Source organism: Micromonospora sp. DT228 (genome assembly GCF_049841595.1).
Classification (GTDB): domain Bacteria; phylum Actinomycetota; class Actinomycetes; order Mycobacteriales; family Micromonosporaceae; genus Micromonospora.
In genome coordinates this window covers 39,413-64,345 of sequence record NZ_JBNCKO010000008.1, presented here as the reverse complement: position 1 = coordinate 64,345, position 24,933 = coordinate 39,413, and the positions used below count along the sequence as shown (strand labels likewise).

At 72.3% G+C, this 24,933-nt stretch carries 25 protein-coding genes; 7 read left to right on the top strand and 18 right to left on the bottom strand.

The features are described 5' to 3' along the window. Positions 1 to 87 precede the first annotated feature (87 nt). Both ACLQ29_RS17715 and ACLQ29_RS17710 read left to right on the top strand, forming a co-directional pair. Positions 88 to 567 (top strand): YbjN domain-containing protein, encoded by a 480-nt coding sequence (locus ACLQ29_RS17715; protein WP_393375286.1) that lies wholly within the window; start codon positions 88 to 90, stop codon positions 565 to 567. Next, positions 564 to 2,228 carry a YbjN domain-containing protein gene (locus ACLQ29_RS17710; RefSeq protein WP_425772632.1) on the top strand — a complete coding sequence of 555 codons (1,665 nt, stop codon included), beginning with the start codon at positions 564 to 566 and terminating at the stop codon, positions 2,226 to 2,228. Before ACLQ29_RS17715 ends, ACLQ29_RS17710 begins: the two co-directional genes overlap by 4 nt. Before the next feature lie 90 nt (positions 2,229 to 2,318). On the opposite strand, the gene ACLQ29_RS17705 is transcribed toward ACLQ29_RS17710, so the two are convergent. From ACLQ29_RS17705 to ACLQ29_RS17685, 5 genes are all read right to left on the bottom strand, one after another. Then, complete coding sequence (locus tag ACLQ29_RS17705; protein ID WP_327032393.1) at positions 2,319 to 4,007, bottom strand: ribonuclease J; 1,689 nt, start codon at positions 4,005 to 4,007, stop codon at positions 2,319 to 2,321. A gap of 52 nt (positions 4,008 to 4,059) precedes the next feature. Beyond that, positions 4,060 to 4,986 carry a 4-hydroxy-tetrahydrodipicolinate synthase gene (gene dapA / locus ACLQ29_RS17700; RefSeq protein WP_425772631.1) on the bottom strand — a complete coding sequence of 309 codons (927 nt, stop codon included), beginning with the start codon at positions 4,984 to 4,986 and terminating at the stop codon, positions 4,060 to 4,062. A 47-nt stretch (positions 4,987 to 5,033) separates the two neighbouring features. Further along, positions 5,034 to 5,774, bottom strand: coding sequence for an FAD-dependent thymidylate synthase (thyX, locus tag ACLQ29_RS17695; RefSeq protein ID WP_355031682.1), 741 nt, complete (start codon positions 5,772 to 5,774; stop codon positions 5,034 to 5,036). Between the two features lie 507 nt (positions 5,775 to 6,281). Further along, positions 6,282 to 6,944: a DUF2752 domain-containing protein gene (locus tag ACLQ29_RS17690; RefSeq protein ID WP_425772630.1), complete on the bottom strand. Its 663-nt coding sequence runs from the start codon at positions 6,942 to 6,944 to the stop codon at positions 6,282 to 6,284. 4 nt (positions 6,945 to 6,948) lie between these two features. After that, positions 6,949 to 8,178, bottom strand: coding sequence for a winged helix-turn-helix domain-containing protein (locus ACLQ29_RS17685; protein WP_425772629.1), 1,230 nt, complete (start codon positions 8,176 to 8,178; stop codon positions 6,949 to 6,951). A gap of 79 nt (positions 8,179 to 8,257) precedes the next feature. On the opposite strand from ACLQ29_RS17685, the gene ACLQ29_RS17680 reads away from it, so the two are divergent. Next, positions 8,258 to 8,809 carry a GNAT family N-acetyltransferase gene (locus ACLQ29_RS17680; RefSeq protein WP_425772628.1) on the top strand — a complete coding sequence of 184 codons (552 nt, stop codon included), beginning with the start codon at positions 8,258 to 8,260 and terminating at the stop codon, positions 8,807 to 8,809. Here the strand turns inward: ACLQ29_RS17680 and ACLQ29_RS17675 are convergent. Then, positions 8,708 to 9,982 carry a glycosyltransferase family 87 protein gene (locus ACLQ29_RS17675; protein ID WP_425772627.1) on the bottom strand — a complete coding sequence of 425 codons (1,275 nt, stop codon included), beginning with the start codon at positions 9,980 to 9,982 and terminating at the stop codon, positions 8,708 to 8,710. The genes ACLQ29_RS17680 and ACLQ29_RS17675 overlap by 102 nt on opposite strands. Before the next feature lie 35 nt (positions 9,983 to 10,017). Here ACLQ29_RS17675 and ACLQ29_RS17670 point away from each other — a divergent pair, with 35 nt between their 5' ends. Next, positions 10,018 to 10,602 carry a GNAT family N-acetyltransferase gene (locus ACLQ29_RS17670; protein WP_425772626.1) on the top strand — a complete coding sequence of 195 codons (585 nt, stop codon included), beginning with the start codon at positions 10,018 to 10,020 and terminating at the stop codon, positions 10,600 to 10,602. A 55-nt stretch (positions 10,603 to 10,657) separates the two neighbouring features. Here the strand turns inward: ACLQ29_RS17670 and dapB are convergent, their stop codons facing one another. From dapB to truB, 6 genes are all read right to left on the bottom strand, one after another. Beyond that, entirely contained in the window at positions 10,658 to 11,410 is a 753-nt protein-coding gene (gene dapB, locus ACLQ29_RS17665) for a 4-hydroxy-tetrahydrodipicolinate reductase (RefSeq protein WP_425772625.1), read from the bottom strand. A gap of 108 nt (positions 11,411 to 11,518) precedes the next feature. Next, on the bottom strand, positions 11,519 to 12,916 hold the full coding sequence (locus tag ACLQ29_RS17660; protein ID WP_425772624.1) for a M16 family metallopeptidase: 1,398 nt from the start codon (positions 12,914 to 12,916) through the stop codon (positions 11,519 to 11,521). Positions 12,917 to 12,963: 47 nt separating this feature from the next. After that, a complete protein-coding gene (locus tag ACLQ29_RS17655) occupies positions 12,964 to 15,366 on the bottom strand; it encodes a polyribonucleotide nucleotidyltransferase (RefSeq protein ID WP_425772623.1) in 2,403 nt (800 codons plus the stop codon). A gap of 226 nt (positions 15,367 to 15,592) precedes the next feature. Next, on the bottom strand, positions 15,593 to 15,862 hold the full coding sequence (gene rpsO / locus ACLQ29_RS17650; RefSeq protein ID WP_030337594.1) for a 30S ribosomal protein S15: 270 nt from the start codon (positions 15,860 to 15,862) through the stop codon (positions 15,593 to 15,595). Positions 15,863 to 16,054: 192 nt separating this feature from the next. Continuing rightward, the gene (locus tag ACLQ29_RS17645; RefSeq protein ID WP_425772622.1) at positions 16,055 to 16,984 is read right to left on the bottom strand and encodes a bifunctional riboflavin kinase/FAD synthetase; all 930 of its coding nucleotides are present in this window, start codon (positions 16,982 to 16,984) and stop codon (positions 16,055 to 16,057) included. Positions 16,985 to 17,046: 62 nt separating this feature from the next. Continuing rightward, positions 17,047 to 17,931 carry a tRNA pseudouridine(55) synthase TruB gene (gene truB, locus ACLQ29_RS17640; RefSeq protein WP_425772621.1) on the bottom strand — a complete coding sequence of 295 codons (885 nt, stop codon included), beginning with the start codon at positions 17,929 to 17,931 and terminating at the stop codon, positions 17,047 to 17,049. Positions 17,932 to 18,098: 167 nt separating this feature from the next. On the opposite strand from truB, the gene ACLQ29_RS17635 reads away from it, so the two are divergent. Beyond that, a complete protein-coding gene (locus tag ACLQ29_RS17635; protein WP_425772620.1) occupies positions 18,099 to 18,401 on the top strand; it encodes a hypothetical protein in 303 nt (100 codons plus the stop codon). 10 nt (positions 18,402 to 18,411) lie between these two features. After that, a complete protein-coding gene (locus tag ACLQ29_RS17630) occupies positions 18,412 to 19,410 on the top strand; it encodes a hypothetical protein (RefSeq protein WP_425772619.1) in 999 nt (332 codons plus the stop codon). 21 nt (positions 19,411 to 19,431) lie between these two features. On the opposite strand, the gene ACLQ29_RS17625 is transcribed toward ACLQ29_RS17630, so the two are convergent. Further along, complete coding sequence (locus tag ACLQ29_RS17625; RefSeq protein WP_425772618.1) at positions 19,432 to 20,754, bottom strand: MATE family efflux transporter; 1,323 nt, start codon at positions 20,752 to 20,754, stop codon at positions 19,432 to 19,434. 204 nt (positions 20,755 to 20,958) lie between these two features. On the opposite strand from ACLQ29_RS17625, the gene ACLQ29_RS17620 reads away from it, so the two are divergent. Then, the gene (locus ACLQ29_RS17620) at positions 20,959 to 21,798 is read left to right on the top strand and encodes a hypothetical protein (RefSeq protein ID WP_425772617.1); all 840 of its coding nucleotides are present in this window, start codon (positions 20,959 to 20,961) and stop codon (positions 21,796 to 21,798) included. A gap of 441 nt (positions 21,799 to 22,239) precedes the next feature. On the opposite strand, the gene ACLQ29_RS17615 is transcribed toward ACLQ29_RS17620, so the two are convergent. The 5 genes from ACLQ29_RS17615 to ACLQ29_RS17595 all read right to left on the bottom strand — a co-directional run bounded on the left by ACLQ29_RS17615 (position 22,240) and on the right by ACLQ29_RS17595 (position 24,928). Continuing rightward, positions 22,240 to 22,449, bottom strand: a complete 210-nt coding sequence (locus ACLQ29_RS17615; protein ID WP_393375430.1) for a DUF6186 family protein — start codon at positions 22,447 to 22,449, stop codon at positions 22,240 to 22,242. Beyond that, on the bottom strand, positions 22,449 to 22,856 hold the full coding sequence (locus tag ACLQ29_RS17610) for a hypothetical protein (protein ID WP_393375243.1): 408 nt from the start codon (positions 22,854 to 22,856) through the stop codon (positions 22,449 to 22,451). The genes ACLQ29_RS17615 and ACLQ29_RS17610 overlap by 1 nt, the downstream gene beginning before the upstream one ends. A 102-nt stretch (positions 22,857 to 22,958) precedes the next feature. After that, positions 22,959 to 24,017 (bottom strand): DHH family phosphoesterase, encoded by a 1,059-nt coding sequence (locus tag ACLQ29_RS17605; protein WP_425772616.1) that lies wholly within the window; start codon positions 24,015 to 24,017, stop codon positions 22,959 to 22,961. Beyond that, positions 24,014 to 24,505, bottom strand: coding sequence for a 30S ribosome-binding factor RbfA (gene rbfA / locus ACLQ29_RS17600; protein WP_425772615.1), 492 nt, complete (start codon positions 24,503 to 24,505; stop codon positions 24,014 to 24,016). The genes ACLQ29_RS17605 and rbfA overlap by 4 nt, the downstream gene beginning before the upstream one ends. A gap of 126 nt (positions 24,506 to 24,631) precedes the next feature. Next, the gene (locus tag ACLQ29_RS17595) at positions 24,632 to 24,928 is read right to left on the bottom strand and encodes a DUF503 domain-containing protein (RefSeq protein ID WP_091400377.1); all 297 of its coding nucleotides are present in this window, start codon (positions 24,926 to 24,928) and stop codon (positions 24,632 to 24,634) included. Between the last annotated feature and the right edge of the window lie 5 nt (positions 24,929 to 24,933).

Genomic DNA, 24,933 nt, shown 5'->3' with positions numbered 1-24,933 from the left:
CAGATCCCCGCTTTTCCGGGTCGTGTCCGCGCGTCGTAACACGAAACCCGCCGCCGGTCGTGATATCCGCCTCAGAAGGGATGCCCCATGGCGTCGCCGGAATACGAGGGCGATCCGAACGATCCGCTGGCCGGGCACCCGGGCGCGCTACGCCCGTTGAGCGGCGAACTGGTCGCCGCGGTGCTCGCCGCCCGGGGCCGGCCCGTCGGCCGGACCGAGGACGGCGAACTGGTGGGTCGCTTCGACGACAACATGATCTGGTTCCTCCGCCTCGGCGGGGACGGCGAGCTGCTCCAGGTCCGCACGATGGTCACTCCCACCTTCGGAATCGAGCAGGTGCCCGCCCTGTACGCGTTCTGCAACTCGTGGAACCACGACCGGCTCTGGCCCAAGGCGTTCGTGCACGTCGACGACGACGGTCGGGCCCGGGTCTACGGCGAGGTGGTCACCGACCTGGAACGCGGGGTGACCCCGCACCAACTCGACCACCTGCTCGACTGTGGCATCTCCACCGGGTGCCAGCTCGCCGTGGCGGTCCGTCGACTGCCCGGCGCGGTGCCGTCGTGACCGGCCGGGACGATTCCACCGGCAGTCGCACCGACCGGGCAGGCCACCGCGACGCGCCACCCGCCGGTCCCGTCGACCGGGTCGGCGGGTCAACTCCGCCGGCCCTGACTGTCGCGCTCTCCGACGCTCGGGACCTGCCCGACGGCCCGGCCCGGCAGGTGGCCCTGGAACGGCTCGCCGAACGCGCCGACGCCACCGGGGACGTCCGCTCCGGGGTGGACGCACGGTTCGCGCTCATCGAGGCGTACCTGCTGCACGGGGAGCGGTGGCGCCTGGTCGAGCCGGTCCGGCGGTGCCGCGCCGCCGCCGACCACCGGCCCGACCTGCTCACCGACGTCGAGTCCGGGCTGCTGCTGCGCTACCAGCGGTACGCGGTGGAGGCGCTGCTCGGCACCCCACGGGTCGGGCTGGACCAGACCCGTGCCCTGCTGCACGACCTGGCCCACCGGGTCGGCGCGAACGGTCCGGACGCGCCAACGGTCGCGGAGTTGCACTGCCGGATCGCCGACCACCTGGGCGACGAACCCACCGCCCGACACTGGTACGAGAGGTGGTCCGGCCGGCGGCCCGGCCCGGCCGGCGGCTGCCCCGGTTGCGCCCCGGCCCGGCGCGCGGAGCTGCTGGCCGGCTGGGGCGAGTGGCGAGCCGCGCTGGACGAGCTGCCGTCGACCGACGACGACCCGGAGGCCTGCACCGACCAGCCCGAACGGAATCTGGTGGCCAGCCTGCTGCCCGCTCTGCGGGTCGGCGAGCCGGAGCGGGCCGCGGCGGCACACGTGCGGGCCTACCGCCGCCACCGGCACGAACCCGGCGCGTTCGCGCACCTCGCCACGCACCTGCGGTTCTGTGCCCTGAGCGGGCACGTGGAGCGCGGGCTGACCATCCTGGTCGAGCAACTGCCCCGGTGGGATCGGCCCACCGACGACCTCGCCGCCATGGAGTTCGCCGCTGCCGGGGCGCTGGTCTGCGGTCTGGGCGTGGCGGCCGGGTTGGGCGGGCGAACGATGCCACGCCCGGCGTACGGCGGGCGACCCGCCACCGAACCGGACGTGGCCAGCCTCGGCGCGCTGCTGCTCGGGGTGGCCAACGAGCTGGCCGGCAGCTTCGACGCCCGCAACGGCACCGGCCACCACTCCGGGCGGATGGCCGCCTGGCTCGCCGAGCGACCGCTCGCGGCGCCGGTCCCGCTACCCGCCGACGACGAGCCGGACGGGTACGCCGAGGGGTCCGCCGGGGAGAGCGGGGCGGATGGGCGGGAGCTGATGGCGCTGACCCTCGACCTGATCACCGCGTCACTCGACCGGCGCGGCGACGGATATCTGGTGGAGGAGGGCGACCGGGTCGTCGGCCGGTGGGACGGCGTGGTGATCCAGTTCCAGCGGGCCGGCGAACGCGGTGAGGTGCTGCACGCCCGTGCCATGGCCACCCGCCGGCTGCCGGCGACCCGCCGCGCCGAGGCGTACGCCTTCTGCAACGCCTGGAACCACGACCGGTTGCTGCCCAAGGCGTACGTGCACGACATCGGCGGGGAGTTGGTGCTGGCCGGGGACGTGGCCACCGACCTGGGTCACGGCGTGGCCCCGGCCCAGCTGACGGTGCTCGTCGACGCCGCCATCGCCACCGGCGTCGCCTACGCCGAGGCGGTCGCCGCGCTCCCCTGAGTCGCGCACCGCGGTGCCTCGTCGCGGTACGGGCCGGGCCGGCCACCGACAACCACAGGGGTGTCGGTGACCGGCCCGGTCCGCCGTGTGTCAGACCTCGACGACGGTAGGCACGATCATCGGGCGGCGACGGTACTTGTCGTTGACCCACCGACCCACGGTCCGGCGGACGATCTGCTGGAGCTGGTGCGGATCGGTGATGCCGTCCGCCGCGGCCCGGTTGAGCGCCTCGGTGACCAGCGGGACCACCGGGTTGAACGCCTCCGGGTCCTCGGAGAAGCCCTTCGCGGACAGCGTCGGGCCGGCGACCACCTTGCCGGTGACCGAGTCCACGACCACGGTGGTGGCGATGAAGCCGCCGTCACCGAGGATCCGCCGCTCGGTGAGCAGCGACTCGCTGACGTCGCCGACGGCGAGGCCGTCCACGTAGACGTACCGGCTCTTCACGTGCCCGACCAGGGTGGCGCGACCCTCGACCAGGTCGACCACGTCGCCGTCCTCGCAGATCACCACCCGGTCGGCGGCGACCCCGGACTCGATGCCGAGCCGGGCATGGGCGCGCAGGTGCCGCCACTCGCCGTGCACCGGCATCAGGTTGCTGGGACGGACCACGTTGAGCAGGTAGAGCAGCTCTCCGGCGGGGGCGTGCCCGGAGACGTGCACCTTGGCCACGTCCTTGTGCACGACCACCGCGCCCGCCCGGGCGAGCCGGTTGATCACCCGGTAGACCGAGGTCTCGTTGCCGGGCACCAGCGAGGAGGCCAGCACGACGGTGTCGCCGGGGGCGATGGTGATGTGCCGGTGGTCGCCGCTGGCCATCCGGCCCAGCGCGCTCATCGGCTCACCCTGGGAACCGGTGGACATCAGCACGATCTCGTCCGGCGGCAGAGTGGTCGCCTCGTCGATGCTGATGACCAGACCGGCCGGGATGTTGAGCAGGCCAAGGTCCCGGGCGATGCCCATGTTGCGGACCATGGACCGGCCGATCAGCGCGACCTTGCGGCCGTGCTCGCCGGCGGAGTCGAAGACCTGCTGCACGCGGTGCACGTGCGAGGCGAACGAGGCCACGATGATGCGGCCCTTCGCCTTCGCGAAGATCGAGTCGAGCACCGGCCCGATCTCCCGCTCCGGGGTGACGAAGCCGGGGATCTCCGCGTTCGTGGAGTCGGACAGCAGCAGGTCGACGCCCTCGGCGCCGAGCCGGGCGAAGCCGGCCAGGTCGGTGATCCGGCCGTCCAGCGGCAGTTGGTCCATCTTGAAGTCGCCGGTGTGCAGCACCAGGCCGGCGGGGGTGCGGATGGCCACCGCGAGGGCGTCCGGGATCGAGTGGTTGACCGCGAAGAACTCGCACTCGAACGGGCCGAGCCGCTCCCGGCCGCCCTCCCGCACGGTGAGCGTGTATGGCTGGATCCGCCGCTCGGCCAACTTGGCCTCGACAAGCGCGAGGGTGAACTGTGAGCCGACCAGCGGGATGTCGGGTTTGTGGGCGAGCAGGTACGGCACCGCGCCGATGTGGTCCTCGTGGCCGTGGGTCAGCACGATGGCCTGGACGTCGGCGAGTCGGTCCAGGATCGGACCGAAGTCGGGCAGGATCAGATCCACGCCCGGTTGCTCGACGTCGGGGAAGAGCACCCCGCAGTCGACGATCAGCAACTTGCCGTCGTACTCGAAGACGGTCATGTTCCGACCGATGGCGCCGAGCCCGCCGAGCGGGATGATCCGCAGGCCGCCTTCCGGCAGCGGCGGGGGTAGTTCCGCCTCGATGTGCGCCTCGGTCACGCGTCCACCTCATTCTGCGACGCCATTACTCGGCGCCCATCGTGTCGTTCGTTCATTCGGGCAGCTCCAGGCCCGCTGCGGCGAAGTCCGCGCGCAGCTGGGCGATCTCGTCGGTGGTGGCGTCCACGAGCGGGGGTCGCACCGGGCCGGCCGGCAGGCCCAGCGACGCCAGACCCGCCTTCACCAGGATGGTTCCCTGGGTGCGGAAGATGCCGGTGAACAGCGGCAGCAGCCGCCGGTGCAGGGCAAGCGCGGCCGGCATGTCCCCCGCGTCGTACGCCTCGATCATCTGTGCGGTCAGCGCCCCGGTGAAGTGCGTCGAGGTGCCGACCACTCCCACGCTGCCGACGGCCAGCGCCGGCAGGGTGAGGGCGTCCTCGCCGCAGTAGAAGGCGAGGGCGCTCCGGCTGGTCACCCAGCCGGTGGCGATCAGGTCGCTCTTGGCGTCCTTGACCGCGACGATCCGGCCGTGTTCGGCGAGCCGGACCAGCGTCTCGGTGTCGATCGGTACGCCGGAGCGGTGTGGGATGTCGTACAGCATCACCGGGAGGCCGGTGGCGTCGGCGACGGCGGTGAAGTGTCGCAGCAACCCGGCCTGCGGCGGCTTGTTGTAGTACGGGGTGACCACCAGCAGGCCGTGTGCACCCGCCTTCTCGGCGGCGGTGGCCAGCTCGATGGTGTGCCGGGTGTCGTTGGTGCCGACCCCGGCGACCACCTTGGCACGGTCACCGACGGCCTCCACCACCGCCCGGATCAGGTGTTCCTTCTCCGTGTCGGTGGTGGTCGGCGACTCGCCGGTGGTGCCGTTGACCACCAGCGCGTCGTTGCCCTGCTCGTCGACCAGGTGGCTCGCCAGCCGGGCGGCGCCGTCCAGGTCGAGCGAGCCGTCGGGGGTGAACGGGCTCACCATGGCGGTGAGCACCCGGCCGAAGGGGCGGGACGCCGGTCGGGCGGCGGCGTCGAGGTGGTCGTGCGTCATACCCTCCAACCTAGCGGACGACCAGCCGGGGCCCGCCGGGGAAGGGCTCAGGACGCCTCGTGCGGGCTGGCCGCCACTTCGGTGCCGTCCGGCAGCGTGGAGATCACGAAGTCGGCGAACACGTTCGGGGCGACCCCCTGCAGCTGGCGGAGGCACTCCACGGCCAGCTCACGGATCTCCACGTCGGCGTGCTCGGTGGCCCGCATCGCGATGAAGTGCCGCCAGGCCCGGTAGTTGCCGCTGACCACGATCCGGGTCTCGGTGGCGTTGGGCAGCACCGCCCGGGCGGCCTGCCGGGCCTGCTTGCGGCGCAGCGTCGGGTTCGGCTCGTCGGAGAAGCGCTGCTCAAGACCCTCAAGCAACTCGGTGTACGCCTGAACGCTCGCCTCGGCGGCCGCCACGAACTTCTTGTGCAGCTCCGGGTCGTCGGCGATGACCGCCGGCTCGACCATGGCCGCGTCCCGTTCCGGGACGTAACGCTGGGACAACTGGGAGTACGAGAAGTGCCGGTGCCGGATCAACTCGTGGGTGAAGGAGCGGGACACCCCGGTGAAGTAGAAGGTGACCGACCCGTGTTCGAGCACCGACAGGTGCCCGACGTCGAGGATGTGCGCCAGGTAGCCGGCGTTGGTGGCGGTCGCCGGGTTCGGCTTCTTCCAGGACTGGTAACAGGCCCGGCCGGCGAACTCGGCGAGGGCCTGGCCACCCTCCGCATCGGTCGACCACGGCACGTCGTCCGGGGCCGCGAACTGGGTCCACGCGATCAACTTGACCTGGGGCTGCACCATCTCCGGCATTCCTGGGACTGTAGTGGCCGTCGGTCGCTGGCCCAACTCGGGCTCGCGGTAGAGAAACCGCCCAGCTACCACCAAATCCGCGACGCTTACCCGACACCGGTGGAGTCACAGGTGTCCAAGATCTCGACGACGCACGAACCCTCTGACGTCTGTCCGGCTGCCTGTAGAGCTGCCCCGAATACGGGGCACGTGAGTCCGGGGGCGGGTGCCAGCTGGAGGCCGGCATCCACCGGACCGGCGCCCGCAGGAGGCCGGCAGGTTCGGGGCCGCGGTCCGCAGGAGCGACTCAAGAGGACCGGCATCACGGCGGACCGGCATCACGGTGGACCGGCATCACGGTGGACCGGCATCACGGTGGACCGGCATCACGGTGGACCGTGCCCCACAACTGGGGCAGCTCTACAGGGGCACGGCGAGGCCCGGCCTGCCGTTGGAGTAGCCGTGCCCGACCTTCACCACGCTGGATGACGCCCCTTGCGAGCCCGGAGGGCGGACGGGTCAGACGTAGAGCGAGGTGAACGGCGCCCAGGGCAGGTTGCGCAGCACCGAGAAGGCGAGCCACACGCCCATGAACCCGATGATGACCTTCGAGCTGATCTGCAGCTCCGGCAGTCGCCAACCGAAGGCCTGGTTCGCCGCCCAGGCCACGAAGAGGTACGCGAGGAACGGCAGCGCGAAGACGAACAGGAAGTGGTGCCGGGCAGCGGCCGGCACGTCGGCGTGCAGCACGTACCAGAGTGCGCGGGTGCCGCCGCAACCTGGACAGTCCAGCCCGGTGGTCAGCTTGAGCAGACAGGTGGGCGCGGCGTCCGGGGCGGCGTCGGCCGGGTCGCTGATCAGCGCGTAACCCATGCCCACGGCGACGCAGCCGACCGCGGCCAGCGGCCCCACCCAGCGCGGCGAACGCTCGTTGAGCCGCAGCACGAACCGGGTGAGCCGGTCCCCCGGGTGCCCACCCGGCGGATTCATCGGCCAACCGGCCGGACCCACACCCGGCGAACCCACACCGGCCGGACCCACGCCAGCCGAACCCACACCGGCCGGACCCACGCCAGCCGAACCCACAGCCGACGAACCCACGCCAGCCGGATCGACCGGGACGGTGTGTACCGCCCCGGGGGCGGGCTGCGGCTGGTCGAACGGACCGGGAGCGCTCGTCACGCGCTCACGGTACACCGGACACGCCGGCCAACGCGGCGGTGAGCGGACCGGCCAGGTCGCCGGCCAGCGGCGGCGCCACCGCGTCCAGGCCGAGCCAGCCGGCGAGACGGCGCAGCTCGGCGGCGAGCGCCACCGCGGTCTCCGCCGGGTCGGCGCCGGGCTCGATCCAGGCGGCCGGCACCAGCAGCACCCCGGCCTTGCGGTCGGCCTTCAGGTCGACCCGTGCGGTGAACCGGTCGTCCTGCAGGAAGGGCAACACGTAGTAGCCGTAGACCCGCTGCGGCGCGGGGACGTAGATCTCGATCCGGTAGCTGAAGCCGAACAGCCGCTCGGTGCGGGCACGTTCCCAGATCAGCGGGTCGAAGGGGCTGACAAGTGTGTTGCCGCGAATCCACCGCGGCAGCCGGGCGGACGCGTGCAGCCAGGCCGGCTGACGCCAGCCCGCCACGGTGACCGGCACCAGCTCACCAGCCTCGGCCAGCTCGGCGACGGCCTGCCGGGCGCCGGCCAGCGGCAGCCGGAAGTAGTCGCGCAACTCCGGCTCGGCGGCCACCCCCAGCGACCGCGCGGCAAGGGCCACAAGCGTGCGGTACGCCTCGGCGTCGGTCGGGGTGGGCGCGGCCAGCACCGCCGCGGGCAGCACCCGCTCGGGCAGGTCGTAGCGGCGGGCGAAGGAGGTGCTGCGCTGGGCGGCGGTCACCTCGCCGGCCCAGAAGAGGAACTCCAATGCCCGCTTGACCGCCGACCAGTTCCAGCCCCAGTTGCCGGTCTCCCGCGGTGCGTCGTGCTCGATCTCGGCGGCGGTCAGCGGGCCGCGGGCGGCCACCTCGTCGCGCACCCAGGCGACCAGTTCCGGCTGCTCCTGGGCGATCCGCCGCATGCCGCCCCAGGACTCGCTGTGCGCGCGGGCCATCCGCCAGCGCAGCATCGGGTGCAGCTCGACCGGCACCAGCGACGCCTCGTGGCCCCAGTATTCGAACAGCTCCCGTGGGCGGCGATAGGCGGCCTGGTCGAGCAGCGTGGTCGGGTAGGGCCCGAGCCGGCTGTAGAGCGGCAGGTAGTGCGCGCGTTGCAGCACGTTTACCGAGTCCATCTGGATCAGGTTGACCCGGTCGAGCACCCGACGCAGGTGCCGGCGGGTGGGCACGCCGGCTGGCGCCGGGTCGGCGAAGCCCTGGGCGGCGAGCGCCACCCGACGAGCCTGGGCGAGCGAGAGTGATTCCGGTGCGGCCATCGTCGGCGACCTTAATTCATCGGTACGACGCCGGTGCGGGAAGCTGGACGTGACGACCAACGGGGCATAGAACGGTGCAATGCTGACCATCCGTCGGGAGGAGCCGGACGACGCCGAGGCGGTCGCCCGGGTGCACGTGCACGGCTGGCAGGCGGGCTACGCGGGCTTCATGCCGGACGAGGTGCTGGCGCGGCTGAACGTGGCGGCCTGGGCGCAGCGTCGCCGCGACCTCGGCACCGCCGACCCGGACCATCCGTTCACCACACTGCTCGGCGAGGTGGACGGGCTGGTCGTCGGCTTCACCACCTTCGGGCCGTACCGCCGCGACCAGGACCGGGACGACCTGGACCCGACGGTCGGCGAGGTGGTGGCGTTGTACGTGGAGCCGGCGTACTGGGGGGACGGGAGCGCCGCCGCTCTCCTGGCCGCCGCTCGGGCCGGGCTCGCCGAGCGGGGCTGGCGCGAATACCGGGCGTGGGTGCTGGCGGACAACCGGCGGGCCCGCCGGTTCTGCGCACGGGCCGGGCTGTCAGCGGACGGTGAGCGGTCGACCTATCATGTGCCGCTCGCCGGTGGGCAACCCCCGGTCAGCCTTGTCGAGCTGCGGTACGTCGGGCTCCTCGACAGCTGATCCGGGCGGGGTCAGCCAGCCGCGGATCGGCAGGAAGGCCAGCAGCGCGAGGCTGATCCACACGTAGGCGTTGCTTCCCAGGAAGCCGCCGAGGCCGGTGAAGTCCTTCTCCCAGAACCAGACGGTCCGGCTGATCAGCAGCGCGTACCCGATGGTCGCGGCGACCAGCAGGACCCGCCGGCGGCGGCCGGCCGGCGCGGCCATCGCGTTGTCGACGAGCAGGATCAGCGCGGGCAGCAGCCAGACCAGGTGGTGCACCCAGGTGACCGGGCTGACCAGGCACATCACCGCCCCGGTAAACGCCAGCCCCGTGGCCTCGTCACCGGCGGAGACGGCGGCCCGGGAGCGCAAGGCCCAGAGCGCCAGGGTGCCGAGCACCAGCAGCAGCCATAGCAGGGTGCTCGGGTGCGCCGGGTCGAGTCGGGCGACCACCCCACGCAGCGACTGGTTGGAGACGAAGGCCAGCTCCCCCACCCGTGCGGTGTTCCACAGCGCCTCGGTCCAGAACTCCCGGGACGCGTCCGGGAAGAGCGCACCGGCGAGCAGCGACACCCCGGCGGCCGTCCCGCAGGCGGTGAGCGCCGCCCGCCATCGCCCGGTCACCAGCAGGTAGACGATGAAGACGCCAGGGGTCAGTTTGATCGCGGTGGCGAGCCCGATGCCCACCCCGGCCCACCGGTTGCCGGCCGGCAGCAGCCGCAGCAGGTCCACCGCCACCAGGAAGAGCAGCAGCGTGTTGACCTGGCCGAAGTTGACGGTCTCCCGCATCGGCTCGAACGCGGCGACCAGGCAAAGCGCCACCGCGAGGGCGAACCACCGGGTCCAGCCGGCCCGGCGGGCGATCGGGTCGACCCACCACCAGATCAGCACCGTGGTGGTGACAACGCTGGCGAGCACGCTCACCACGATCGCGGCCGACCACGGCAGGTACGCCATCGGCAGCATCACCAGCGCGGCGAACGGCGGATAGGTGAAGCCGTACTGGGTGCCCGGCTTGAGGTAGTCGTAGATCTCCCCGCCGTCGTGCACCCACCAGGTCAACGCGCCGTAGTAGACCTTCAGGTCGAAGAAACCGTGCCGCACGGCCGCGACGGCGAGGAACGCGGTGACCGCCGCGGCGAGCACCACAACCCCGACGACCTGCCCAGTCGTCCTCTTGGCACCCTGCACCACCGTCGCCTCCCTCGCCCTGCGTAGGCTTCCGTCCCATGGCTCTCGGGTACGTCCGCCCGGCGCGTCCTGAAGACGCCGGCGAGATCGCACGCATCCAACTCGCGACCTGGCGGGTCGCGTACCGCCGGATCCTGCCTCGGCACGTGCTCGACAACCTGGACGAGGCGTTCCTCGCCCGGCGGTGGAACGCCGCGGTGCTGGAGCCGCCCTCGGGCGCGCACCGGGTGCTGGTCGCCGTCGAACAGGCCGAGCAATCGTATCTGGTGGGGTTCGCCGCCTCCGGGCCGGCCGACGCCGAGGCGCTGGCCCCGGACGAGCCGGCCGAGGCGCTCGGCCCGGGCGTGGCCGCCGTGACCGATCTGCTTGTGGAACCGCGGTGGGGCCGGCGCGGGCACGGCAGCCGGTTGCTCGCCGCCGCCGTCGACCTGTGGCGGGAGGACGGGCTGAGCCGGGCGGTGGCCTGGGCGTTCGAGGGCGACGAGGCGACCCGGAAATTCCTCACCAGCACCGGCTGGGAGCTCGACGGCGCGGCCCGTGCCCTGGACGTCGACGACATGCTCGTGCCCCAGGTACGCCTGCACGTAGCCGTTCCGACCGAGAAGGTCCAAACCGAGGACTAAACCCACCCGCCCCGCCCCGGCCCGGCGGCGTCGACGAGACGGAGGAGCGGGGCGGTCAGTCGAGCAGGGCGTCCAGGGCGACGGTGAGACCGGGGCGGTTGCGCACCGCGCGGACGGCCAGCAGCACGCCCGGCATGAAGGACACCCGGTCGTACGAGTCGTGCCGGATGGTCAGCGTCTCGCCGGTGGTGCCGAAAAGCACCTCCTGGTGAGCGACGAGTCCGCTCGCGCGCACCGCGTGGACGCGTACCCCGTCGATGTCGGCGCCGCGCGCACCCGCCACCTCGTCCTTTGTGGCGTCCGGGACCGGGCCGAGGCCGGCCTCGGCGCGGGCCTGGGCGATCTTCCGGGCGGTGTGCGTGGCGGTGCCGCTCGGGGCGTCCAGCTTGCCCGGGTGGTGCTGCTCGATGATCTCGACGGACTCGAAGTGTCGGGCGGCCCGCGCGGCGAACTGCATCATCAGCACCGCGCCGATGCCGAAGTTGGGGGCGATGACGACGCCCACCCCGGGCTTGTCGGCCAGCCAGCCGCGCACCTGCTCCAACCGCTCGGTGGTGAAGCCGGTCGTGCCGACCACCGCGTTGATGCCCTGGTCGACGCACCACCTGAGGTTGTCCATGACGACGTCCGGGGTGGTGAAGTCGACGACCACGTCGGCGCCGGCGGCGGCGGAGAGGTCGTCGCCCTGGTCGATCGCCGCGACCAGGGCGAGGTCGGCGGCGGCGTCGACCGCCTTGCAGACCTCGATACCCATCCGGCCCCGGGCACCGAACACGCCAACCCGGGTCTTCTCCTGCTCGTCAGTCACGGGGCACAACCTATCCCAATCGGGACGCGCACCTCGGGCCGGATCCGGTGCGCTCCACCGGCCGGGACGCCCCGACCGGGACGCCCTCGACGCGTCGGGCGGCAGACCTCAGACCGTGAAGTCGCCCGCGCCGAACGGGCCGACCACGGCCAGCGACATCGGCCGGCTGAGCAACTCGGCGGCGAGGACGTTGACGTCCTGCACGGTGACCTCGTCGACCCGGCGGAGCAGCTCGTCCACGGGCATCAGGTCGCCGTAGAGCAGCTCACCCTTGGCCAGTCGGCTCATCCGGGAACCGGTGTCCTCCAGGCCGAGCACGAACGAGCCCTTGCTCATCCCCTTGCCCCGGGCCACCTCGGCCTCGGTCAACCCGTCGGCGGCCACCCGGGCCAGCTCGGCGCGGGTCAGGGCCAGCACCTCGTCCACCTTGCCCGGCGCGCAGCCGGCGTAGACGGCGAACAGGCCGGTGTCGGCGTACTGGCTGGCGTAGGAGTAGACCGAGTACGCCAGGCCGCGCTGCTCGCGGATCTCCTGGAACAGGCGGCTGGACATGCCACCGCCGAGCACGTTGTTGAGCACCCCGAGGGCGAAGCGCCGGTCGTCGAGGCGGTCGATGCCGGGGCAGCCGAGGATGATGTGCGCCTGCTCGGTCTCCTTCGGCTCCACAAGTGTGGTCGCCGGCTTGGTGCGTACCGCCGGGGTGGCCGCCCGGTACGGCGCCGGCGTGGCCGGGTCGCTGTCCAGCGGTGTGCCCCGCACCGCCTGGCGCACCATCTTGACCACCGCTGCGTGGTCCAGGTTGCCGGCGGCGGCGATGACGATCTGCGGCGCGGTGTAGCGGCCCCGGTAGAAGCTCTGGATCTGCTTGCGGGTCATCGGCGTGACGGTCTCGGCGGTGCCGGAGATCAGCCGACCCAACGGGTGGTCGCCGTAGACGGCCTGGACGAAGAGGTCGTGCACCTCGTCACCGGGCTCGTCGTCGTGCATGGCGATCTCTTCCAGGATCACGCCGCGCTCGGTCTCGACGTCGGCCGGCTCCAGCAGCGAGTCGGCGACCAGGTCACACATCACGTCGACCGCGAGCGGCAGGTCCTCGTCCAGCACGCGGGCGTAGTAGCAGGTGTATTCCTTCGTGGTGAACGCGTTCGTCTCACCACCCACCGCCTCGATCTGCGAGGAGATCTCCAGCGCGGTGCGCTTGTGGGTGCCCTTGAAGAGCAGGTGCTCGAGGAAGTGCGCGGCACCGGCCTGCGGGCCGGTCTCGTCGCGGGACCCGACCGCCACCCAGATGCCGAACGAGACGCTGCGCATCGTCGGAATCGCCTCGGTGAGGACGCGCAGGCCGCTGGGCAGCACGGTACGTCGTACCGTGCCACCCAGCGGGTCGTCGCTGAGCGTCCGGGTCACCGCACGGGCGGTGCCGCCGGAGCGGCCCGCCCCATTCCCCGGGGACGCGGCCACCCCCCGTCGATCCGGTGGAAACGGCGCGCTGATGGCCCGACTCACGACTTGCTCCCGGTTCGACGAGGGGTGGGTGATGCGAGGTACGACGGTCAGCTGTGCCGGGTCCGGCGGCGCGGACGCTCGCCGCCCTCGCCACCCTCGCCGCCGCCGCCGTTGCCGCCTTCACCGCCACGCTCCGGGCCACGGCCACCGCGGTCGCCGCCCCGGTCGCCGCCACGCTCGCGGTCGCCACGGTCACGCGGAGCCCGGTCGCCCCGGTCCCGACCAGCCGGCCGGTCGCCAGCGGCGGCCTCACCGGCGGCCGGAGCCTCGGTGCCCTCCGGGCGGACCTTGTCGAGGTAGATCTTGCCGCGGGCGTCGATGTCCGCGATCTCGACCTCGACCCGGTCACCGACGTTGAGGAAGTCCTCGACGCGCTCGACCCGCTTGCCGTCGCCCACCTTGGAGATGTGCAGCAGGCCGTCACGGCCCGGCAGCAGCGAGATGAACGCCCCGAACGCGGCGGTCTTGACCACCGTGCCGAGGAACCGCTCGCCCTGCTTCGGCAGCGTCGGGTTGGCGATGCCGTTGATCCGGTCGACGGCCGCCTGGGCCGACGGGCCGTTGGTGGCGCCGACGTAGATCGTGCCGTCGTCCTCGATGGAGATCTCGGCGCCGGTCTCGTCCTGGATCGCGTTGATGGTCTGCCCCTTCGGGCCGATCACCATGCCGATCTTGTCGACCGGGATCTTGACGGTGGTGACCCGCGGCGCGTAGTCCGACATCTCGGCCGGAGCCTCGATCGCGGCCTTCATGACGCCGAGGATGACCTGCCGGGCCTCGTTCGCCTGCTGCAGCGCGGCGGCCAGCACGTCCGACGGGATGCCGTTGAGCTTGGTGTCGAGCTGCAGCGCGGTGACGAACTCCGGCGTGCCGGCGACCTTGAAGTCCATGTCACCGAACGCGTCCTCGGCACCGAGGATGTCGGTGAGCGTCACGTACTGGGTCTTGCCGTCCACCTCGTCGGAGATGAGCCCCATCGCGATGCCGGCGACCGGCGCCTTCAGCGGGACACCCGCGGAGAGCAGGCCCAGCGTCGACGCGCAGACCGAACCCATCGAGGTGGAGCCGTTGGAGCCGAGCGCCTCCGAGACCTGCCGGATGGCGTACGGGAACTCCTCGCGCGACGGCAGCACCGGGATCAGCGCACGCTCGGCGAGAGCGCCGTGGCCGATCTCGCGACGCTTCGGCGAGCCGACCCGGCCGGTCTCACCGGTCGAGTACGGCGGGAAGTTGTAGTTGTGCATGTAGCGCTTGCGGTTCTCGGGGGACAGCGTGTCCACCATCTGCTCCATCCGGAGCATGTTCAGCGTGGTGACGCCCAGGATCTGGGTCTCGCCCCGCTCGAACAGCGCCGAACCGTGCACCCGGGGCAGCACGCCGACCTCGGCGGTCAGCTCGCGGATGTCGCGCGGGCCCCGGCCGTCCATGCGGACCTGCTCGCGCAGCACGCGGTTGCGCACCTCGGACTTGGTGAGCGACCGGAAGGCAGCGCTGAGCTCCTTTTCCCGACCCTCGAACCGAGCGCCCAGCTCCTCGGCGACGCGGGCCTTGACCCGGTCCAGGGCCTCCTCGCGGTCGGCCTTGCCGGCGATGGTGATCGCCTCGGCGACCTCGCCGCGGGCCAGCTCGGAGACGGCGTCGTACACGTCGTCCTGGTAGTCCAGGAAGACCGGGAACTCGGTGACCGGCTTGGCGGCGACCTCGGCCAGCTCGCTCTGCGCGCGGCACAGCTCACGGATCGCCGGCTTGGCGGCCTCCAGGCCGCTGGCGACGACCTCCTCGGTCGGCGCGGTGGCGCCGGCCGAGATCAGGGCGACGGCGTTCGGGGTGGCCTCGGCCTCGACCATCATGATCGCGACGTCGCCGTCGGAGAGGGTGCGGCCGGCCACGACCATGTCGAAGGTGGCGCGGGCCAGCTCCTCCAGGGTCGGGAAGGCGACCCACTGGCCGTCGATGTGGGCGACGCGGGTCGCACCGATCGGGCCGGAGAAGGGCAGGCCGGACAGCTTTGTCGACATCGAGGCGGCGTTGATCGCCACGACGTCGTACGGGTGCTGCGGGTCGAGCGCGAGGATGGTCTCGACGACCTGGACCTCGTTGCGCAGGCCCTTCACGAACGACGGGCGCAGCGGCCGGTCGATCAGGCGGCAGGTGAGGATCGCGTCCTCGCTGGGCCGGCCCTCACGGCGGAAGAACGAGCCGGGAATGCGGCCCGCGGCGTACATCCGCTCCTCGACGTCGACGGTCAGCGGGAAGAAGTCGAACTGCTCCTTCGGGTGCTTACCGGCGGTGGTGGCGGAGAGAACGACCGTCTCACCCAGCTGGGCGATGACGGAACCGGCGGCCTGGCGAGCCAGCCGGCCGGTGGAGAAGGTGATCTCGCGGGTGCCGAAGGACCCGTTGTCGATCACGGCGGTGCGGGATTCGGTGCCGAGTTTGGTCTCGGTCATGTGCTGTCGTGCTCCTTCGCGTCGTGGGCCCACGACATCGGGGAGCTGCTCAGCCGGCCGGTCTTCGATCGAAGCGCCCGGGGGCCGGCTTGATGCCGGGGTTCCCGGGGGCCACTACCGGAGACCGGTACGCTGACCGGCTCCCTCTCGGGTGGTCGCGCGGCCCGTGTTTCTTCAGGTGGGACGCCGTACGGGGGAGCGGCCGCTCGGCCACTCCCCCGTCACGTCACCGGCGCAGGCCGAGCCGCTCGATGAGCGACCGGTAGCGGGCAATGTCCTTCTTCTGGACGTAGTTGAGCAGCCGACGGCGACGGCCGACCAGCAGCAGCAGCCCACGGCGGCTGTGGTGGTCGTGCTTGTGCACCTTCAGGTGCTCGGTCAGCTCGGCGATCCGCTTGGTGAGGACCGCGACCTGAACCTCCGGCGAACCGGTGTCGCCCTCGGCGGTCGCGTACTCCGCGCGGATACTGGCCTTGGCTTCCTGGTCGAGCGCCATGTTCTCCCTGTTTCGATGGGTTGATCAAGTAGGTGTCCGTCGTCCCGATGGACCGGGAACGGACCGGTACCTCGCACCCGCGGCGTCGAGCAGGCACGCGAGGCCCCACGCCGGTCTCCCGACGTCTGGGCAAGACTACCAGCACTCGCCGGTAACACCCGGCGAAGGGCTCGGCGGCGCAGCCCACGGCGCTCAGCCGAGCGCGCGCCGGGTGCGTTCGACGTCCTGGTTCATCTGGGCGATCAGCGGCTCGATCGAGTCGTACCGGATCTGACCGCGCAGGTGCGCCACGAAGTCCAGGGCCAGCCGTTCGCCGTACAGGTCACCTGTGAAGTCCAGCGCGTGCGCCTCCACCCGCCGCTCCCGCCCGGAGAACGTCGGGTTGGTGCCCACCGACACCGCCGCCATCAGCGGCTCGTGCTGCCCGCGACGGATCAGCCGGGCCGCGTACACCCCGTCGGCGGGGACCGCCGCGTACCGGTGGCGGAGCAGGTTGGCGGTGGGGAACCCCAGCTCCCGCCCCCGCTGGTCGCCGCGGACCACGACGCCTTCCAACCGGTGCGGGCGGCCGAGCGCGGCGGCGGCCGCGCCGACGTCGCCCGCGTCGACGCAGGAGCGGATGTACGTGGAGGAGAAGACGGTGCCGTCCTCGGCGACGAGCGGGCTGCCCTCCACCCCGAAGCCGAAGGTCTGACCGAGCCGCTCCAACAGCGCCACGTCGCCGGCCGCCCGGTGCCCGAACCGGAAGTTGCCGCCGACCACAACGAGCGCGCAGTGCAGGTGCTCGACCAGGACGTCGTGCACGAACTGCTCGGCCGACAACCGGGAGAACTCCGGTGTGAACGGCACCACACAGAGCGCGTCCACGCCGAGTTCCTCGATCAGTTCCGCCTTCCGGGCCTGCTCGGTGAGCACCGCCGGGTGCGAACCGGGGCGGACCACCTCGGCCGGGTGCGGGTCGAAGGTGACCACCACCGACTGGACGCCCAGCTCCCGGGCTCGGGCCACGGTGTGCCCGATGGTCGCCTGGTGCCCCTTGTGCACACCGTCGAACACGCCGATGGTGACGACCGAGCGTCCCCACCCACCGGGCGCCGCGTCGTACCCCCGCCACCGCTGCATGCCGTTCCTCTCTGGTGTCCCCAACACCGCCGGCCGGGCCGGCGGGCCTGCCTTGCGACCCGTCAGGCCGGGGCGAGCACGATCTCCGCCCGAGCCCGTCCGTCCCGCTCGCTGACGATAGCGATCAGGCCGCCCGCCGGCCCGAAGACGGCGTACGGCCCGGTGAGGCCGGCCGGGTCCAGCGGCCCGCCGTGGGCCAGCACCCGGGCCTCGTCGGGCGTGGCCTCGCGACGCGGGAAGAACCGGTCGGCCGCCGCGTCCAACGGCAGGTTCACCACGTCCGGGGCACGCTGTTCCAGCTCGTCGAGGGTCGCCGCCTCGGCGAGGGTGAAGCCGCCCACGGCGGTCCGGCGCAGGGCCGTCAGGTGGCCACCGACGCCGAGCGCCAGGCCCGCGTCCCGGGCGATGGCCCGGATGTACGTGCCGGAGGAGCAGGTCACGTCCACGTCCACGTCCACCACGTCCGGCTCGGTGCGGTGGATCGCGAGCACCTCCAGGCGGGAGATGGTGACCCGCCGGGCGGGCAGCTCGACGCTCTCCCCGTCGCGGACCCGCTTGTACGCCCGCTGCCCGTCGATCTTGATGGCGCTGACCGCGCTCGGCACCTGGTCGACCTCGCCGCTCAACCCGGCCAGCGCCGATCGGATCGCCTCGTCGGTCACCAGGCCGGCCGGGGTGGTGGCGGTCACGTCGCCCTCGGCGTCGTCGGTGACGGTGGCCTGACCGAGCCGGATGGTGCCGGTGTAGCTCTTGCCCGCGCCGATCACGTAGGTCAGCAGGCGGGTGGCCCGGCCGACACCGATCACCAGCACACCTGTCGCCATGGGGTCGAGGGTGCCGCCGTGCCCCACCCGCCGGGTCTTCGCCAGTCGGCGGATCCGCGCCACCACGTCGTGCGACGTCATGCCGCCGGGCTTGTCGACCACGATCAGACCATCGGTGCTCACGTCGGCCAAGCCTGCCAGATGGCCCGCGCCCGGGAATGCGTGGGCGGGCCCGGCGTGGCCTGAGCCGGTTCGTCGGGACAGGGCGTCCGTTCGGCGGGCAGCAGACCGACCCCTGCGGATGCGAAGATCACCCGCCCGCTGTCGCCACCTTGGAATCAGGATCGCCGATGACCTCCGACCGACCTCCGGGCCACGAGCACCGCGCTCGCGTCGACCTGCCGCAGTGGATGCGGGATCCGACGCCGGAGCGGCGGACCCCGGCGCGCTACCTCGACGACCTGATCGAGGGCTGGCCGGCACTCCGGGCCGCCCGTCGGACGGTGTGGCACTGGCGCGGCCGGACCAGATGGAGCGAGTCGCATCCGAACGTCGTCGCCGTGCTGTCGTTCGTCGTCGCCGCGATCCTCGGGACCGCCCTGGTGACGGGCGCCTACTATCTGCTCGCGCTGGCCACCAGCGGCGACTACTGACGGAGGACCGATGGAGAACACGTCACCGGGCGAGCCCACACCGACGGGCACGCCCGATCCGCCAGCGCCGCGCACACCGGTCGCGGAGGTCAACCCGGTGCGGCTACCGGAGTGGATGCGGTCGTCGCAGACCGAGCACCAGCCCACCGGATGGGACCGAGTCCGCTTCTTCTCAGCCCGGCACAACGGCGCGGTGCTGCTCGGCCTCGGCCTGGCGCTGGCCCTGCTGATGGTCGCCGGCGGGGTGGTGTTGGTGGGTAGGGTCGCCGACGGTGTCCGCGTGGCCGCCTCGGCGAGCCCCAGTCTGCCGGTCAGCCGGGTCGGTGAGCCACAAGACCTGTTCGCGGGCTCGCCGGCGGCCTCCTTCGCGCCGGGTGCGGAGGCCGTGCGAATGCCGGCCGCCAAGGGCACCGGGCCGTTCAGCGCCGCCCAGGTGCGGACCGCGCTGGAGTCGGTACGCAAGGCGCTGATCCAGAGCCGGCTCGACACCTCGATGTTCATGGGTGATCCGGAGCCGTTCCTGAAGCTGCTCGCCCCGGACGTTCGCGAGCGGCTCCGGACGGATTTCACCAGCAACGCCTTCCTGCGGTACGCGACCCGGATGGCGTCGCCGTCGGACTGGGAGCCCGGCACCCGGGCCGACGGCCGGGTCAGTTACCGGGCCACCGAGGCGAACGGCATCCGGCTGCTGGAGGTGTCCACGGAGTTCGTGTGGGCGTACCCGTTCGAGGTGGACCGGCGGGCGCCCGCCGGCGCCGGCCTGGTGGCGTTCCGCGACCGGGTGGTGTGGCAGGTGCCGCACCCGGACGACGTGCCGGCCTCCGCTCGGGGCCTCTGGATCGCCTCGGCGAAGGCAGTGACCTGGAACGCCGAGTGCGCCCAACTCACTCAGGGCTGGGTGCAGGTGCAGTCCTGGGTGGCCGGCGTGCACCGGGAACAGCTACCGGCTGGCGACCCGGGCACCATCTTCGACCTCGACGCGCCCGTGCCGACCAACACGCGCTGCTGACCGGCCGGCCCGGCGCCCCGGTCAGCGGACGGCCCCGGTGACCGCCCACCTGCCGTCGCGCAGGCGCAGCAGCAGGGCGACCAGCCGGACCACCACGAACAGGGTGAGCCCGGCCCAGATGCCGCCCAGCCCGAGATCGAGCGCGTACGCCAGCCAGATGGCCGGCAGGAAGCCGCCGAGCGCCGCCACGATGGTGAGGTTGCGCAGGTAACGCACGTCGCCCGCGCCGATCAGCACGCCGTCGAGGGCGAACACCACCCCGGCCAGCGGCAGCATGGCGACGAACCACGGCCAGGCCACCATGGCCTGGTCGCGTACCCCCTCGTCGGAGCTGAACCACGACGGCACGACGCCGGCGCCCGCGGCGACGACAAGCGCGAAGGCGACGCCGCAGACGCCGCCGAGCAGCCCGATCCGGCGGGCGAGCGCCCGGGCGCCCGCGTCGTCGCCGGCGCCGAGCGCGGCACCGACCAGGGACTGCGCGGCGATCGCGAGGGCGTCGAGCACCAGCGCGGTGAAGAACCAGAGTTGCAGGGCGATCTGGTGGGCGCCGACGGCGGCGGCGCCGAAGCGGGCGGCGACGGCCGTCGCGGAGAGGAAGCTGGCCTGGAACGCCAGCCCTCGGATGAGCAGGTCGCGGCTGAGCACCAACTGCTGGCGGATCACCCGGGGCCGGGGCCGCAGCGACACCCGCTCGGCGACCAGCGCCGCGGCGAACAGGGCCCCGCAGAGCGTCTGCGCGACGACGTTCGCCACCGCCGAACCGACCAGGCCCAGGCCGCCGGGGTAGACGAGCAGCGGGCAGAGCAGCGCGGAGAGCAGGTTGGGGCCGAGCACGAAGAACAGCGGACGTCGAGTGTCCTGCACCCCGCGCAGCCAGCCGTTGCCGGCGGCGGCGAGCAGCAGGCCGGGGGCGCCGAGGGCCGCGATCCGCAGCCAGTGAGCGGCGGCGTCGGCCACGTCGCCAGGTCCACCGGCGAGGGTACGCGCGAGCGCGCCACCGCCGACCTGCATACCGATCGCGATCAGCAGACCGACACCGAACGCCAGCCAGGACGACTGCACTCCCTCGGCTACCGCTTCGGCCCGGTCCCCCGCGCCGAAGCGGCGGGCGGCGCGACCAGTGGTGCCGTACGCGACGACGGTGCCGGCCCAGGCGGTGAGGGTCATCACGGTGCCGCCGACGGCGAGCGCGGCGAGCGGCACCCGGCCGAGGTGCCCGACCACCGCGGTGTCGACGAGCACGTAGAGCGGCTCGGCGGCGAGCACCACGAGGGCCGGCAGGGCGAGCGCGGCGATCCGCCGAGGCGAGGCGGGTCGGTGAGCGGTGGCGGCGTGGTTCATCGCCGCCGATCCTGGCACGGCCGCGGTAAGGAGCACAAGACCACCGGTAACTTACGAGCCCAGTCCTCGACCGGCTCGGCGGACGGCACCGAGGATCGCGGCCCCGATGGCCCCCCTGTCGCCGGCATCCCGGTTTGCGGCGCTCACTACCCTGTCCAAGGCTCCCGCGCGGGGGGCACCACGACAGCGATAGGCCTGACTACAGTGAGCGACAGTTACCCTCCGCCCGACCCGAACGTCACCCCCTGGAGCGGCCCCCCGGCGCCGCCGCAGGGCGGCTACCCGCCGTACGGACAGCCACCACCCCAGCCGTACTACGGCGCGCCACCGCCGCCGGCGCCGAACAAGTCGAACAAGGGCCTGATCATCGGGCTGGTCGCCGGCGCGGTGGTCGTCATACTCGCCATCTGCGGCGCGGGAATCGGCATCCTGCTCGCCTACGGTGACGACGAGCCAGGACGGGGCACGTCCTCCACCCCCACGCCCCGCACCGCCAGCACCCCGGGCACGGGGACCGTCCCCACGCCGGGGCAGGCGGATCCACCGAACAACAACTCGATGACCGCCCGCTACTCAAGCGACCTGGCGAACGTCTGCGAAGGCAGCCCGATCCTGAACGCGGCGCCCTACGGCGGCCGGGCCGGCGCCAAGGCGTACACGTTCTCGAACAACCCCGACCGGCCGACGTCCTGGTCGTCGACGTACGTCCCTTCGGACAAGTCCTACTACGCCAAGGGCGCGGACTACCAGAAGGTGTCGGTGGTCGGCTGCCTGACGTTCGTCGAGGGCAGCCAGGGCGCCCCGAAGAAGTGTCAGTACAAGGACAAGGCGGAGAAGCAGGTAAGCGTCGACTACGTCTCGTCGCGCTACACCCTGACCTTCTACGCGGCCAGGACCGCCGAGAAGATCGGCGACGGCGGCACCGTGACCGCCCCGACGAACAGGTGCCCGAGTTTCATCTCGTACGACAGGACCACCATGAGGGCGTACGCGGCGCCGGACTCCGGCACCATCGAGGCGGCCCTGGACACGTTCCTGTCCTGAACCGACCCGACCCCCACGGGTGGCCGGACGGTGACGCCGTCAGCGCGCCGCATCGGCGGCGTCACCACTTGTCGAGATGGGTCACTGACGGGTGTCCATCGACGTCTGCAGGGCACGGCGGGCCTGCTCGCGGGCGTCGTCGGTGGTCTCGGGCTTCGGCTTGTTCGGCATGGTGGTGGTCCTTCCAGGGAGCGAGCCACCGACACGCAGTGGCCCTCGCGGGCGGTCGTGCTGCGCGTCCCACGGCGGTCCGGGATTACCGGAGCAGCCGACTGGGCAGCGTGAGCCCGGGTCGGTCCGACCCTGGAGGGAGGCAGCACGAGGTGTGGCGCCACCACCCATGACCTGCACCGCGACGCGGCACCCGGCCGTCTCCCAAGTTATCGTTCAGGTCCATATGCTGCTCCCGGTTCCCGCCATGTGGACAGGCGGAGACCCGGCTCAGCGGGCCAGGAAGTGCCAGCCCAGCCACCACCAGAACCCGAACAGACCGATCCGGCCCACCGGCACCGAGCCGACCTCGTAGCGCATCACGTACGCGCAGACCTCGCCCAGGGTGGGGATCCGGGAACCCTCCCGCCGGGCCATCCACTCGACCACCGCGAAGAGCGCCAGCGCGGTGAGGAAACCTCCGATGGCGAGCGCCCGCATCATCGACGCACCAGCCCCCAGAAGGCGGCCAGCCAGGCGAACCACACCGCCGACCGCGTCAGATGATCTTCCAGGAGAGGGTCGGCCAGCCGGGAGAAGGTGGGAAAGTCGTCACCGGCGGCCAGCACGAAGGTCACGCCCTCGAAGACCCCGAAGACCACCACCGGCACCGCCCACCAGACCGCCCCCGGGCCCAGCCGGCGCGGCGCCGGTCGGCGAGGCACCCGATTGCTCAGACCGAGCCAGATCAGCACCCCGCCGGTGCCGATGGTGAAGAGATTCGCCTCGGTGGAGAACGACGCGAACCGACCACCGACGAGCGACAGGCAGACGAGGACGGGAACGGAGACGGTGGGCCGGTCCCAGGCACGGGGGGCCTCCACGGTGAGGTCGTGCGGCTGCTCCATCCCGCAATTCTTCCCGGTCTCACCGAGCGCGGGAAGACCGACACTCCCCGGAGTTGACCCTGATCCTGCGGACCGGGCGATCGATGACGGCGAACGCCGCCGTCAGGCGCCGGGGTCGAGCAACGCCCCGTCCAGTTGGCCGCGGATCGACTCGACCACCTGCTCGGCGGTGCCCCGACCGGTGAACCCCGCCGCGAACCGGTGGCCACCACCACCAAGCGTCACCGCGACCTGGCTGACGTCCACCGCGCCCTTGCTGCGCATCGACACCGCCCACTCGGCCGGAGCGGTCTGCTTCAGCACACAGCTCACATCCGCCTCGGCGGTGCACCGCACCGAGTCGATGAGCGCCTCCAGCACGTACGGCCGCTGGTCGTGCCGGGTCAGATCCGCAAGCGTGGCGAAGGTCCAGACAAACCCTCGGCCGCCCGCAGCCGCCGGCTCCAGCCGTGCCCGGCTGAGCACCTCACCGAAGAGACGCACCGCCCCGAAGGGCCGGGTGTCGAAGACCTGGCGGGAGATGTCTCCGGGCGAGATGCCTGTCGCCAGCAACCGGGCAGCCATCTCATGCACCGCCGGGGTGGTCGCCGCGAACCGGAACGAGCCGGTATCCGTGGTCAGGGCCACGTAGAAGCACTCCGCGATGGCCGGATCCACCACGACCCCGAGCCGGGCCAGCAACTGCTCCGCCACGACCGACGTCGCCGCGGCGCCCGGGTCCACGAGGTTGACGGTGCCGAAGCCGGAGTTCGACGCGTGGTGGTCGAGCACCAGCGCCGCACCCGCCGACGACAACCGCCCGGCCAGCTCACCGAGACGCGACTCACTCGCCGCGTCGAAGCAGATCACCAGGTCGGGTGCGGGGTCGGCGGCGTCCGCCGGGACCAGCAGGTCCAGCCCGGGTAGACCCCGGAACGGCTCGGGCACCTCCGGCGGCCCGGGAAAGGTCGCCTGCAGCTCGAAGACGCCGAACTGCCGCAGGCCCAGACCGAAGCCGAGCATGCTGCCCAGCGCGTCACCGTCCGGGTTGATGTGGCAGATCAGCAGGACCCGGCCACCCGGCGGGACAGCCCGCACCAGCGCCTCGGCCGCGGCCCAGTCCCTCTCGGCCGGGCCGAGCCCGGCTGCCCCGGCGAGCGGGGCGCTGGCGGTGCTGGTCACCGCGTTTCCCCACCCCGCGGGGTGTCCTTGACGTCGGTGGCCTCGTCGGCCTCGTTCGTCTCGTCATCCTCGTCGTCCACCCGGTACGGCTGCGCCTCGCCCGCGTACTTCGCCTGGGCGGCCAGTCGCTGCACCTCGGCGTCGGCGTTGCGGGCGGCGGCAAGCAGGTCGTCGATGTGCTTGACCTGGTCCTGCACGTCGTCGAGGACGAACGTGAGGGTCGGCGAGTGGCGCAACCCGAGCGCCTTGCCGACAGTGCTGCGCAGCAGCCCCTTGGCGCTCTCCAGGGCCGCGGCGGTGTCCGCCTGGGCCACCGCGTCACCGAGCACGGTGTAGAAGACCGTCGCCTCGCGCAGGTCAGCGGTGATCCGGGCGTCGGTGATGGTGATCATCCCGAGCCGCGGGTCCTTGATCTGGCTCCGCACCACCGACGCGACCAGCTCACGCACCCGTTCCGCGTGCCGGCGTACCTTGGCCGGATCAGACATCTCGCCACCTCCACGGCGTCCTGCTCCCGGTCGCGCCGGCGACCCGGGGGTCGCCGGCCGACCGGCCAACATCTCGAACACTACCTTCGCGGCCGCACCGGTCGCCCGGCACAGCCGGCACCATGGTCAGTCGTCGTCCACGCCGTACAACCGGCGTCGGACCGACAGCAACTCGACCTCGGGGCGATTGGCCACCAGGCGCTCACAGGAGTCGAGCACCTCGCGGACGTGCGCCGTCTCGGCGGCCACCACGGCCACCGCCAGCTGCGCCCGACCATGCAGGTCGAGCGCACCCACCTCGGCGGCCGAGACCTCGAAGCGACGCAACGCCGCGACGATCGGCCGTACATATGATCTCTTGGCTTTGAGCGACCGGGAGTCGCCCGGCAGCAGCAGGTCGAAGACCGCGGTTCCGGTGAACATCGCCC